Source organism: Burkholderia sp. LMU1-1-1.1 (genome assembly GCF_040675865.1).
Taxonomy (GTDB): Bacteria; Pseudomonadota; Gammaproteobacteria; order Burkholderiales; family Burkholderiaceae_D; genus Rugamonas.
In genome coordinates, this window is record NZ_JBEGHG010000045.1 from 178,007 (window position 1) to 190,961 (window position 12,955).

The following is a 12,955-nucleotide window of genomic DNA, read 5'->3' on the forward strand; positions in this document are numbered from 1 at the left end:
CGCCGCCTAGGTGCGGTTGATGGAAACGCCGCCATCGGCCATCAGGCAGGACCCGGTGGTGAAGCTGGACGCGTCGGACGCCAGATAGAGCGCCGACTGCGCGATCTCCTCGGGCCGCGCCAACCGCTTGAGCGCGTGCAGTCCTTCGACGAAGGCGAGCGCCTCCGGCGTGTTGCTGACCGCGCGTCCCAACGGCGTATCGGTGCCGCCGGGCAGCAGCGCGTTGGCGCGGATGCCGCGCGCCCCGTATTCGACCGCGATCACCCGCGTCAGGCCGACCAGGCCGGCCTTGCTGGCCGCGTATGCGGCCATGCCGGGAAAGCCGGTGCTGTGGCCGACAAACGTCGAGGTGAAGATGAGGGAGCCGCCGCCGCGCGCCAGCATCGCCGGGATCTGGTGCTTGGCGCCCAGGAAGGCGCTGGTCAGGTTAGTGTCGAGCACCTCGCTCCAATCGGCGGCGGACAGCTCGGCCAGCGGCACCGCCACGCCAAGGACGCCGGCATTATTGAAAGCGATATCGAGTCCGCCGAAGCGGCCGACCGCCGCCTCCACCAGCGCCCGTGCCAGTCGCTCGTCGCGGATATCGCCGGCCACGGCAAGCGCCGCACCACCGCCGTGTCCGATCTCGTCCACCAACGCGTCGAGTTCGGCCTGCCTGCGCCCCGTCACCACCACCCGCGCGCCGTGCTGCGCGAACAGCTTCGCCGCCGCGCGGCCGATGCCGGAACTGGCGCCTGTGACGATCGCCACCTTGCCTGATAACTGATTCATGTCGCCATCCTGTTAAGTCGATAAGGATGGCCAGCATAGGGTGGCCGCGGGCGCCGCACTACCCGTTTGTTGCTTTCGTTACCAGGCGCCCGCGCGCGGCGGTGTCTGTTCGAAGACGCACCTTTCCGCCAAGGTGTGACTCGCTTTCAACACTTTAATTTCCAATAAGAATTGTGCCGGGCTGTTCCGTTCGGGTTCGATACGATGGCGGTTCAGCGCCAGCTATCACAAAGGACAAAGGACGCCCATGGAATATTCCGACCTCAGCATCGCCATCCAGATCCGCACGCTTGCGGCGATCCGCCAAGCCGAAGCCCTGCACGCGCGCGGCAACATCGCGCTGGACAGCGCCGACGCCCGGAGATGGATGGAGGAACACCATCTCCTGACTTTTGTTCCGCTGGTGATCCAGGAACTAAAACAGATCACCGAGATTATCAAGCAGGAGTACTGACAAGCTCTTTCAGCCGTCCGATCACCGGATCGGTGCGGCTGACCCGGCCCGTCTCCACGTGGCCGGCGACGCGCCGCAGCCATGTCGGATCGGCGTCGCAAGTGACGCTGAAGTCGTACCAGCCGAAGCTGCCCGACAGACCGCATGGCACCAGCAAGGTCTGGCCGGCCACGACGCGGTGGCTGGCGGCCGGCGCTCCATAGGCATTGTCGGTGATGGTGAAGCGGCACGCCTTGCGGCCTTCCAGATTCGATAGCACCAGGCTGATGTCGCCGTTGCTCCTGTCGTAGCGCGTCAGCAGTTCCGGCCGCGCGCCGCCGGCGATCGCGAACCGGCCCTTGAATTGGCGCAGATAGCCGTTGGCGCCGTAAGCGCCGAGGTCATAGGCGGCGCCGGTCCAATTCCATATTTCGCGGTCGATTTCCTTGCCCGCTTCGACCGTGTAGTACCAGGGACCGTCCTTGCGCAAGCCGGAATACACGATGAAGGCCGCGCCGGCCTGGCCGCTGTTGGCGAAGCTTAGCTCGAACTGGCCGGCGCCGGCCAGGCGGCCATGCACCGCCAGTTCATATGGCAGCGCGCAGGCGGTGCGCGGACCGCCGGACTCTTGCCGGGGCAAGGTTTGCACGGCCGGCGGCACCGGGTACGGCTTGCCGGAGACGCGCCGGTCGGCCGCCGTCCCGGGCACGCTGGCGGGCCAGGCGCTATTCGGCGTGCGGAAATCGAAGGCGGATGTGAGGTCGCCACAGACCGCGCGGCGCCACGGCGAGATCAGATCGCATTGGACGCTGGCGCGGACCTTGCCGCGCGCCACCAGCCACTCTTCAAGGAAGCGCAGCTTGGAGGTGTGGTCGAACAGCTGCGAACATACGCGCCCGCCTTTGCTCCATGGCGAAATCACCAGCATCGGCACGCGCGGACCCAGTCCCACCGGCTCGCCCTTATAGGTTTCATGCCTGCCGATGTCGGACAAGGTGGTCTTGCCCATACTGGCATCTAGCGGCGCAAGGTCCGAGGGCACATGGTCGAAGAACCCATCGTTTTCATCGTACATCAGCAGAAACACGGTCCTGGACCAGACCTCCGGATTGGCCACCAGCGCGGCCAGCAAGCGGGCGGTGATGTTCTCGCCGGCGTTGGGCGAGTTGGGCGAATGCTCGGTGTAGTCGTTGGGTGAGCAGATCCACGACACCTGCGGCAAGCGGTTGTTGCGCACGTCGTCGGCGAAGGCGTTGACCAGCCAGTCTCCGCTGGTGCCGGGGGCGTTGGCGGCGGTGGAGCCGGGGGCCAGCGCGCGGCCCTTGCGGTACAGCGGCGAGTCCGTATCGAGGCGGCTGCCGTCGGCATTGACGCGGAAGTTCTTGAAGTAGGCCAGGTAGTTGTCGCCGTAGTTGTCCCATTCCTGGTAGACCTTCCAGCTGACCTGGTTCGCCTCCAGCACCTCGGCGTAGGTACGCCAATTGGGCGCGCCAGCGATGACGCCGGCCGAAATGTCGTCGAGCGCCGGATCGCCATTGAAACGCTCCGCCTTGTCGACGTTATACAGCTTGCCCATATTGTCGATCCAGCCCTGGTTGCCGCCGGTGAGCGAGTAAAGGCGATTCGGATCGGTGGCGCCGAACACGGAGCAGTGATAGGCGTCGCAAATGGTAAAGGCGTCGGCCAGCGCGTAGTAGAACGGCAGGTCGCCGCGATCGAAATAGCCCATAGCCTGCGGCGTCTTTTTCGGGACCCACGCGTCCCAGCCCTGCCAGGTCCTCTGCGATCCCTTCCACGAATGGTCGGTGCCGAGCGACAGCGCGCTGGTGTTGTTGGCGTCGAAATGGAAGGGCAGCACGTAGCCGCCCTTGCCATCGGGCTGATACCACACCGGGCGGCCGTCGGGCAGCGCGATGGCGCGCGGATCGTCAAACCCGCGCACGCCCAACAGTGTGCCGAAGTAATGGTCGAAGGAGCGGTTCTCCTGCATGAAGATGACCACGTGCTCGACATCGGCCAGCGTGCCGGTGGCATTGTTGGCGGGGACGGCCAGCGCCTGGCGGATCAGGTCGGGGAATGTGGAAGTGGCGGTCACACCCGCGCCGGCGGCGGCGAGGCGGAGGAATTTGCGGCGGCTGATGGACATCGAAGGCTCTCTATGCACGACAAGGACGTGCCGATCGCAAGATCATAGCCACCGAATGTGACAGGCATATTGCACGCTAGACCGTGAGTACATCTAAAACACGTAGGGCGGATTAGCGGAGCGTAATCGGCCGTCTGTGCGCCGCTGGTGGCTCATCAATGGCCGATTACGGCGTTCCGCCTAATCCGCCCTACGCGATCCCCGGAGTCATCAACGTCACCAGCCGAACTTCAACTCCATGCCGAGGTAGTTGGCGCTGCCGCCACCGGCGGCGCGCAGGCTGTCGCCCGCCTGGAAATGCACCGCTTCCAGCGAGGCCGTCACGTTGGGGCTGACGATCCAGTCGGTGCGCAGCTGCGCGTAGGCGCCGGTCCAGCGGCTTCCCTGCCCCGCCGTGCGCGGTACACCCGCCATGCTTTGCACGTACACCGCGTCGCCGGTGGTCTGGCGCCATTGCAGGCCAAGCGCCGTCGTTACGCTGAGCGCTTTCACCGGCTTGACGGTCAGCGACGGTTTCAGGTGAATCAGGTTGCTGTAGCCGGTCAGGCCGGCCAGCGAGAAGTAGTAGCCGTTGGCGAACAGCGGATTGAAGGTGCCCAGCTTGCCGTCGCCGGCGTGCTTGTCGCCGGAGGCCATGTCGAACTGCACGCCCACGCGCGGCGTCCAGGACGACGCGGCGAAGGTGTAGCCGGCGATCGAGCCGAGCGCCCATGACGAGACGCGCTTGGCGCCCACCCGACCGTTTTGCACCATGCCCTCCACGTCCCAGTCGGCGTTGCCGGTCTTGCCGTTGTAGCGCACGTCGTAGACATCCCGGCGCTCGTCGCCCTGCGCGTCGAGGAAGCGGGCGCCGTCGCGCCGGTAGCGCGAATAGTAGCCGGACAAGTCGCCCGGCCCCAGTCCCTGACGCTCCAGGCGGATACCGTTCAACGTCAGATGGCCGTTGGAGTAGTCGTCGAAGGTGTCGACGCTGCGGTTTTGCACCGGTTGCGTGACGTAGCCGATCAGCCGCCAGGGACCATGTTCCCAGTCGGCCCAGACGCCATCGAACCCTTGCCGCATGTTCGGGCCGTCGCGCACGGCGATGAAGCGCTGCAGGTCGAAGGCCATTTCCTGCCGGCCGGCCCGCACCTTGACGGCGCCGTCGGCTGTCGGCACGGCCACCGTCATGAACAGCTGCTCGACGTCGAGCTTGTTCTTGTCCGGCGGCGCGATCGATTTCTTCTGGAAGGCGCGCGCGTCGACCAGTTGGCCGAACACCTGCACATATTGGCCGAGCCGCAGGTCCGCGTGCACATTGGCGCGCTGGATCAAGTAGCCGTCGGCCGCCGCGCTGCCGGCGCCGTACAGCGGCGTGGCGATGTGTTCATAACGCTCGCGCAGACCACCGCCGAGCGACAGATAGGACAGGCCGTCCTCGCCGAGCGGGATGTATTTCAGGCCATCGAACGGCTGGCGCGCCAGGCACGGATTGGCCAGCACGCCCCAGTTCTCGTTCCAGCGGTTGAAGTTGACCGACGGACGCTTGACGTCGCAGGCGGCAGGCGTGGCGGCATCGGCGACCGGCGCCAAAACCTGCGCGCCGGCCGCACCGCCGACAACCAGCGCCAGCACGCCGCCGCAGCGCCGCGCCAGGCGGCTAGTTGGCCGCATCGTGGATCTCGCTGATGTAACCGCCCGGGAACTGCAGCATGGCGCTGGTGTTGCCCTTGCTGGTCTTGTACGGCGGCGACAAAACAGTCACGCCATTGGCGGCCGCCTTGGCCAGGGTGGCCGCCATGTCGTCGACTTGATAGCCGGTGGTCTCACGGCCGAATGGGAATGGCAATTTGCCGTCGCTGACGAACACCGTCATCTTGCCGAATTTGGACGTCAGGTGCACGCGGCGAATCTGCTCGCCCGGGCGGCCGATCTCGCCGCCGTCGACCTGCTCGTCGCTGGCCACCTTGGCGTGCGCGAACTGCTTGAACTGGCCGATGAATTTATCGGCCGATACGCGCGAGACATACACCCGGTTGTCCGGCACCGAGTGCAGCGGCGCGTACGACGGCGCCTTGGTGTGCCAGTACAGCTGCATGTTGACGCCACCGGCCCACTGGATCAGCACATCCTTGCCGATCGGATCGTCGAACGGTTCGACGGTGACATCGGCGCCCGCTTCCACCGCCGCCTTGGTCGCGTCGTTGATGTCGGTGACCAGGTAGCCGGTGCGCTCGGTGCCGAAGCCGTACGGAATCGGCGTCTGGAAGGCGAACACCGACAGCATGCCGACCGGCGTTTGCACATATTGCGAGGCGGTCTTGCTTGGCGTCGGCGTGACGGTGAACACCGCGCGCGGCGACGCCTTGCCGCCGAAGGTGTTGACGAAGCTGGTGACGAAGGCGTCGATGTCGGCGTTTTGCACATACACGTGGGTGGTGTCGTACTGCGGCGCGACGGCGACGTCCGGCGCGGCCATGGCCAGCGCCGGCAGCGCCAGTGAGAAGGCCATGGCGTACGAGGCGATGCGGGTGCGGATGGAATGCGTAGTCATGTGAGGCTCCGAGAAATAGCGACGGACCGGGCGGTCCGACCACGGGAAAAGCGGCGCCGTCTGCATCGACCGGGCCGGAATTCAGGTATCAGCAGTGGCGCGTTGGCGCGACTGCTGCCGATTCACTATACGCAAGGAGCGTGTGGATTTGACCTCCCATCGGATCGGGTTGGTTCTATACATTTCGTGTTGCTGCCATGGCGGCAAGTCCAAGCCGGCGCTAGCGCGCGTAGCTCACCACGTATTCCTTGCCGCCCTCCAAGGTCATCTCGTACGCCCGGTTGCCGAGGCTGCGGATGGCGCCCTGCCCGCTGCGCGGCGTCTTGCCGCTGTTGAAGCGCAGGACGCCCTGGCCGCCAACGGTCGTCACCTTGATTTGTGTCTCGCTGGCGAACACTGCGATGTCGCCCCGCGGCGTGGGCACCCTGCCTTCGATCCATTTAAGGCCGCCCAGCTTCGGTTCGACGACATAGCTGGCATATCCAGGGCCGGTCGGCCTCACGCCCAGATAGTATTTCCCCAGCAGGTAGACCGGGCTGGCGCCCCACGCGTGGCACAAGCTCATGCCGAAGGCCTTGCCATACATCGCATAGCGTTCCACGCCCTTTTGTTTCGGGTCGTATTGTTCCCAGAAGCAGGTTGCGCCGTCGCGCAGCATGCCGCCCCAGTAATCCTTGATCTGCCTGGTTACGTAGTCGTGCTGCCCGATTTCGGCCAGCGCCGCCAGTTCGTAAAAGCGCATGTAGGGCGTGGTGATGGCGGGAACCTTGTCGCTCATCAGCGCGTTGCGCTTGACCGCCTCGGTTTGCGCGGCATCGAGATAGCCGAACATCAGCCCGAACATATTCGGATGCCGGGTGACCATCCGGTTCACTTGCCCGTTGACGCGGCTGTGGATGAAGACCTGTGTCTCCTTGTCCCAGAAGGTGGCCATGATCTTGGCCTTCAGCTCCGAGGCCTGCTGCCGGTATTGCGCCGCCCTCTGTTGATCCTTCACCAGCTCGGCGCTGGCGGCCATCGACTCCAGGCTGCGGGCGAAGAGCAACTGGATGACGCTCAGCTCGCCATCCTTGGGCATGTCCGCCCAATCGACGAACACCCAGTCGCCGGGCAAGCCTTCCAGCATACCGTTGCCGTTGCGGCGGCCGAGGACGAAGTCCATCAGCGTCACCATGCGCGGATAGACGCTTTTGACGAAGGCCGCGTCGCCCGTGTACTGGTAGTACTCCTGGATGCCGATGAACCAATACAGCGAATAGTCCAGAATGGTGTTGATGTGCATATCGACCGGATCGGCGCCCCGGAGCGCGCGCGTTGTGCGTTTGACCGTGTCGCCATCGAAGAACGAGTAGTAGTTCATCAGGTAGGTCTGCGCCGCGTCGCCCGACCACACCCAATGGTCGCGCTTGATACCGTCGAGGAAGAAGGCGCGCGTGTTCAATTCCAGCGTGCGGATGGAAACGTCCCAGATTTTATTGAGCTCGTCGTCGGAGCTTTTGAAGGTGCCGCGCCGGGTCAGCGGCAGGTATTCGTACATCAGCGAGACGTCGTCGGCACTCATGCCTTCGGCCAGCTGGATGTTGACGTAGCGCAGCGCGCGGGAGCGGTCGGAGACGAAGTCCCGGTTATCTCCATCGACCGTGAAGTGGTCGAGCGTCTCGCACTGTTCGGGCGAGAGCGCCTCTTCCTTCGATTCGCCGTAGTAGAAGGAGACTTTACCGCTGCCCTTCAGGTTCTTCAGCTTGACGAAGCCGATCGTTTCCTGGCCGAAGTCCACCAGCAGCGAACGCGGGCCGCGCTCGATGCTGGCAGCCGGAACTTCCTTGGTCGCGAGCTGGAAGCGGGACGGACGCTGGTCGGAGGCGTCGAAATTCCAGCTACCGGCCAGCACGGCGTTGCGGTCCTCGGGCTGCCGGTTGGGGGCCGCCGCGACCGTCCACGACGCGTCCGAACGGATGGTCTTGCCCAGCACGTAGATGGATGGCGGCGCCGCCGCGTTGTGCACCTGCACGCTGATCAGGTGTTTGCCGGCCGGGACCAGGATGCGGCGCTGGTCGCCCTGGACGAATTGGCCGTCGATGACGGTGGCGTGCGCGCCTTCGGCGTCGACGGTGATCTCCTCCGGCGCCTCCAGGTCCACCCGCCGCGTAAAATGAATCAACGGCTGGTGGCCGTACAGACGCCAGAACGGCATGAAATAGGCGTCGCGCTCGTTGCGCTTGACCTGCAGCTGGTTGCTTAGCCAGATCTCGAAGTCGCCGGGATACCAGATCCACGTGGCGCGTTCCTGGGCGTGGGCGCCAAGGCAGGAGAGCGAGACCGCGATCCCGCAAATGATGGAAATTAAACGCATGGTGGTATCGCATCCTCTTCTGCGGCCGAGCGAAGAGTATAGCGAGCTTCGATTATCGATAACTTTCATCCTTGATGACTGTTCAAATAATCATTCCCTTGAGCGATGCCGCTGTCGACGCCCCCGATTGACAGATCGACCATTCAAGTATACGCTGTATACATGACTGAGCAAAACACACCGGACAGGATTTTGGCCGCTGCGCGCGAGCTGCTGGAAGGGGAAGGCGCCGACCAAGTGAGCATGCGCCGCGTCGCCGAGGCCGTCGGCATCACGCCGATGGCGATCTACCGGCACTTCGCCAATCGCGAAGCGCTGTTGAAGGCCGTCGCCGACGCGGCTTTTCTGGAAGTGGCGCAGGAATGGGCCACGCGCGCCCGACACCCGGACCTGATGCAAGCGTTGCGGCACTCCATGGAGAACTACCTCGACTATGCGCTGCGGCACCCGCATATGTTCGATTACAACTTCCTGGTGGCCCGCGACGGCGCGCGCCGCTTTCCGGAAGACTTCCGCGCCCGCTGCTCGCCCACGCTCAATGTGGTGGCGGACATGCTGACCGAGGCGATGCGGCAGGGCCTGCTGCGCGAAAACGATCCATGGGACATCGCCATGACTTTATGGGCGCAGGCGCATGGCCTGATCGCCCTGTACCGCGCAGGCCGCTTCAGCTACGACGAGGAACGGTTCCGCGCCTTCTACCTGCAATCCATAGGAGTGGTGTTTGATGGCATCGTCCGCTAACCGTTCTGTCATGTGGGCCGGCGTCGCCGCGACCATCCTGTCCGGCGCCGCCTGGTGGTTTGGCACCGGGCTGCATCCGCAAGCGTGGCTGACCTGGCTCGCGCCGTTGCCGCTGTTGCTGCTCGCTCCGCGCATGCGCTGGCAATACGCCGCTTTGGCCGCACTGGGCGCGGGCGCTTGCGCCGGGCTGAATCTGTGGCACTACCTGCGCGACGTCATCGGGCTGCCGCCGCCGGTGGGGGTGATCGCCGCCCTCGCGCCCGCCGTGACGTTCGCGCTGGCCTTGCTGTTGTTCCGCCGGCTTTGGCTGTTGGGACGGTTTGTGGCGGCGGCGGTGGCGTTTCCTTCGTTGTGGGTGGCGGTGGACTACCTGTCGTTTCGTGGTTCGCCGCACGGCACCTTCGGTAGCCTGGCGTACAGCCAGCTGGACGTGCTGCCGTTCGTGCAGGTGGCCAGCCTGGCCGGCATCTGGGGCGTATCGTTTTTCCTGCTGCTCGCGCCTGCGGCGGTTGCCATCGGACTGATGCCGGGGCCGGACCGGCGCCAGCGGCTGCTGGTGGCGGGCGCGGCGTTCCTGCTGTTGGCGGCGGTGTGCACCTTCGGCTTCGCCCGCTTGCAGGCGCCGGCGACCGGCAGCATGCGCATTGGGCTCGCCTCGATGCCGGGAAAACTGCGTCCCGCGGTGGATTCAGCTGAGGGGCAAGCCATGCTCGGGCGCTATCTGGCCGCCATCGATACCCTGGCGGCGCAGGGCGCGCAGGTGGTGGTGCTGCCCGAAACCGTGCTCGCCACCGACAAGGCGACGATTCCGGAATTTGCCGCCAGCGCGGCGCGCAACAAGGTGACGATCAACGTCGGCGTCGCCGTCAAGCATGGCGCGCGGGGACAGCACAATAGCGCGCTGACCTTCGTACCCGGCGCGGCGGCGCCGGTCGGCTATGCCAAGCACCACCTCATTCCCGGGTTCGAAGACCATTACCAGCCGGGTGTGGACTACGTCATGCTGCCGGGCACGCGTACCGGACTGGCGGTGTGCAAGGACATGGACTTCCACGACACCGCCCGGGCCTACTCGGACCGGGGCGCCAACTTGCTGCTGGTGCCGGCGTGGGACTTCGCTGCGGACGGGCGCATGCACAGCCGCATGGCCGTCATGCGCGGCATCGAAAATGGCTTTGCCGTCGCGCGCGCGGCTTTGCGCGGCAACCTGACTTTGTCGGACGACCGTGGCCGCATCGTCGCCGAAACTTCGGATGAGTTTGGCGATGACGCCTTGATTGGCGAGGTGGCGTTGCATAATTCCCGCACCTTGTACGCACGGTGGGGCGACTGGTTCGCCTGGCTGGCCCTGGCCATGGTTGGCGCGGCGTTGGCGGCATCGCGCGGCAAGGGCGTCTGAATCCAGATGGCGCACGTCCACGCAATGCACCTGCGCACGACGGTGACATAGCGTACAGAACAGCTTGCCACAACGTCGCACACTCGACCTCAAACTCACCACAAGAGGCGAAACATGCGACACAAGTTTGCCAGCGCGACACCTGCGATCCTCGGCGGCATGCTGCTGGTCTACTCAGGCTTTTCCCATGCTCAACAAGGCGATGGCACGCGCGTCGCGGTCGCCGCCGCCATCGTCAAGCCCGACAAGGTCGAGGCGACGCCCGAGCGCATCGCCGCCATCAAGGCGCCGGTCGGCTTTACGGTATCGGCCTTCGCTACCGGGCTGAAGAATATCCGCATCGTCGCCGTCGCCCCCGACGGCACCATCTACGTCAGCCGGCGCGACCAGGGCGACGTCCTGATGTTCAAGGATGCCAACGGCGACGGCCGCGCCGACGGCCCGCCGGTCACCGTGGCCAATCGCGCGGGAGCGCACGGCCTGGCGATCCGCGACGGCAAGCTGTACCTGGCCACCGTGAAGGAAGTCTTCGTCGCCGACATCCTCGGCGACGGCAAGCTTTCCCCTTTGAAGCTGATCATCGGCGATCTGCCGGACGCGGGCCAGCACCCCAACCGCACGCTGGCGTTCGGACCGGACGGGATGTTGTATATCAGCGCGGGATCGACCTGCAACGTCTGCAACGAGAGCAATCCGGAAAACGCCACCCTGCTGCGCGCAACCCCGGACGGCAAGCAGCGCAGCATCTTCGCTTCGGGCCTGCGCAACACCATCGGCTTCGACTGGCATCCGCGCACCGGCGAACTGTGGGGCGTCGACCATGGCATCGACTTCCTAGGCGACGACGACCAGCCGGAAGAGCTGAACAAGCTGGAACTGGGCAAACAGTACGGCTGGCCGCACGTGTATGCCGACGGCAAGATCTACCCGCAAAGCACGCCCGTTGGCGATATCACCAAACCGCAGTGGAAGGCGCGCAGCGAGCCGATGACGCTCGGCTACACGGCCCATGCCGCGCCGATGCAAATGCTGTTTTATCGCGGTAGCAATTTCCCGTCCGAGTACCAAGGGGACGCCTTCGTGACCATGCGCGGCTCATGGAACCGCAGCGCCCCATCCGGCTACGAGGTGGTCAGGATCAGGTTCGCGGACGGCCAGGCCAAGTCGATCGAACCGTTTGTCACCGGGTTCCTGACCGACGGCGGAAAGACCCACATCGCTCGCCCGGTCGGCCTTGCCATGGCCAAGGATGGTTCACTGCTGATGGCCGACGACGCCAACGGGGTGCTTTATCGCATTGCCTACTCTGGCCAAGACAAGGGATCGGGCGCGCTTGCGCCGCCGCCCGCCGGCCCGATGCAACAGCAGGCGCAGCGGGGCAACAATGTGCCCCTCGCGCTGGCCCGCGCGCCCTCCAAGGGCGACCCCAAGCTATCGGTGCGCAGCCCGGCCTTCGCGGGCGGCGCTCCGATGCCCGCCAAGTACAGCGAATACGCCGACGGCGTATCGCCTCCGTTGACGTGGGCCGCCGTCGAGGGCGCCAAATCGTACGCGGTCATCGCCGAAGACCCCGACGCGCCGCAAAAACCGTTCGTGCATTGGCTGGCATGGAACATTCCGTCATCGGTCACCGCCCTGCCCGAAGGGTTGCAGGAGCAGCCGCGCCTGACCGAGCCGGAAGGCGTACTCCAGGGCAGGAACACGCGCGGTTCGATCGGTTACTACGGGCCCCGCCCGCCGGTCGGCGATCCGGCGCACCGCTATCACTTTCAGGTATTCGCGCTCGATACGACACTCGAGCTGCCGTTCGGCGCGGATCGCGACCAACTACTTCAAGCGATCCAGGGCCACGTCCTGGCCAAGGGGGAAGTGGTGGGCCGCTATGCACAGTCGCAACAACCACCGAAGTAACCGCAACATCACCCACAGGAGACACCATGAAAACGACGCAATTTCTGACCGCATTGACCCTTGGCATCGCCGTAGCCCATTCCGCGTCCGCCCAGGTATCGAAAGCCGACACCGACCGCCTGAACGCCATCGCGCAGGCCAACATTGCCGAAGTCGAGGCGGGCAAGATCGCGCTGGAAAAGTCCACCAACGCCGACGTCAAGCAATTCGCGCAGTCGATGATCGACGACCACAGCAAAGGCCTCGAGGAAACCAAGAAAGTGGCCGCCGCTAAAAACCTGACCTTGCCGACGGAGCCCGATGCGGCGCATAAAAAGATGGCCGAGAAACTCAAAACCCTGTCCGGCGCCGCCTTCGACAAGGAATACGTGAGCAAGGCCGGCGTCGCCGACCATGCCAAGGTGCACGCCGCGCTGAAACAGGACATCGCCAAGGCCCAGGACGCGGACGTCAAGGCATTGGCGACGAAGCTTGAGCCGACCGTCGCACACCACGGCGAGATGGCGAAAAAACTCAACGCGGCGATCAAATAGAAGGTCGGTATTGACGAAGCCACAAACAAAAACCCCATAACTTCAGAAAGTTATGGGGTTTGTTTACTTCGCTACGCCGGTCCGAGCATGGAGCCGACCTTGCCGGCGCGCAGATCACGCGCCCAAAGTGTT

At 65.0% G+C, this 12,955-nt stretch carries 10 protein-coding genes; 5 read left to right on the forward strand and 5 right to left on the reverse strand.

Features of this window, described 5'->3' with window-relative positions:
• Window positions 1-6: 6 nt before the first annotated feature.
• On the reverse strand, window positions 7-771 hold the full coding sequence (locus MRBLMU1_RS24215) for an SDR family oxidoreductase (protein WP_363506964.1): 765 nt from the start codon (window positions 769-771) through the stop codon (window positions 7-9).
• 247 nt (window positions 772-1,018) lie between these two features.
• Here MRBLMU1_RS24215 and MRBLMU1_RS24220 point away from each other — a divergent pair, with 247 nt between their 5' ends.
• Window positions 1,019-1,225 (forward strand): hypothetical protein, encoded by a 207-nt coding sequence (locus MRBLMU1_RS24220; RefSeq protein ID WP_363506967.1) that lies wholly within the window; start codon window positions 1,019-1,021, stop codon window positions 1,223-1,225.
• On the opposite strand, the gene MRBLMU1_RS24225 is transcribed toward MRBLMU1_RS24220, so the two are convergent.
• The 4 genes from MRBLMU1_RS24225 to MRBLMU1_RS24240 form a co-directional block, all read right to left on the reverse strand.
• The gene (locus tag MRBLMU1_RS24225) at window positions 1,209-3,350 is read right to left on the reverse strand and encodes a phosphocholine-specific phospholipase C (protein WP_363506970.1); all 2,142 of its coding nucleotides are present in this window, start codon (window positions 3,348-3,350) and stop codon (window positions 1,209-1,211) included. The two genes, MRBLMU1_RS24220 and MRBLMU1_RS24225, sit on opposite strands and share 17 nt — an antisense overlap.
• A 216-nt stretch (window positions 3,351-3,566) precedes the next feature.
• Complete coding sequence (locus tag MRBLMU1_RS24230) at window positions 3,567-5,003, reverse strand: alginate export family protein (RefSeq protein WP_363506973.1); 1,437 nt, start codon at window positions 5,001-5,003, stop codon at window positions 3,567-3,569.
• Window positions 4,990-5,883: a glyoxalase gene (locus tag MRBLMU1_RS24235; RefSeq protein WP_363506976.1), complete on the reverse strand. Its 894-nt coding sequence runs from the start codon at window positions 5,881-5,883 to the stop codon at window positions 4,990-4,992. The genes MRBLMU1_RS24230 and MRBLMU1_RS24235 overlap by 14 nt, the downstream gene beginning before the upstream one ends.
• Window positions 5,884-6,103: 220 nt before the next feature.
• On the reverse strand, window positions 6,104-8,236 hold the full coding sequence (locus MRBLMU1_RS24240) for an MGH1-like glycoside hydrolase domain-containing protein (RefSeq protein ID WP_363506979.1): 2,133 nt from the start codon (window positions 8,234-8,236) through the stop codon (window positions 6,104-6,106).
• 162 nt (window positions 8,237-8,398) lie between these two features.
• Here MRBLMU1_RS24240 and MRBLMU1_RS24245 point away from each other — a divergent pair, with 162 nt between their 5' ends.
• The 4 genes from MRBLMU1_RS24245 to MRBLMU1_RS24260 all read left to right on the forward strand — a co-directional run bounded on the left by MRBLMU1_RS24245 (window position 8,399) and on the right by MRBLMU1_RS24260 (window position 12,823).
• Window positions 8,399-8,980 (forward strand): TetR/AcrR family transcriptional regulator, encoded by a 582-nt coding sequence (locus MRBLMU1_RS24245; RefSeq protein WP_363506982.1) that lies wholly within the window; start codon window positions 8,399-8,401, stop codon window positions 8,978-8,980.
• On the forward strand, window positions 8,964-10,379 hold the full coding sequence (locus MRBLMU1_RS24250) for a nitrilase-related carbon-nitrogen hydrolase (protein ID WP_363506985.1): 1,416 nt from the start codon (window positions 8,964-8,966) through the stop codon (window positions 10,377-10,379). The genes MRBLMU1_RS24245 and MRBLMU1_RS24250 overlap by 17 nt, the downstream gene beginning before the upstream one ends.
• A 114-nt stretch (window positions 10,380-10,493) precedes the next feature.
• Window positions 10,494-12,290: a YbhB/YbcL family Raf kinase inhibitor-like protein gene (locus tag MRBLMU1_RS24255; RefSeq protein ID WP_363506988.1), complete on the forward strand. Its 1,797-nt coding sequence runs from the start codon at window positions 10,494-10,496 to the stop codon at window positions 12,288-12,290.
• Window positions 12,291-12,316: 26 nt separating this feature from the next.
• Window positions 12,317-12,823 (forward strand): DUF4142 domain-containing protein, encoded by a 507-nt coding sequence (locus MRBLMU1_RS24260; RefSeq protein WP_363506991.1) that lies wholly within the window; start codon window positions 12,317-12,319, stop codon window positions 12,821-12,823.
• The last annotated feature ends 132 nt before the right edge of the window (window positions 12,824-12,955 follow it).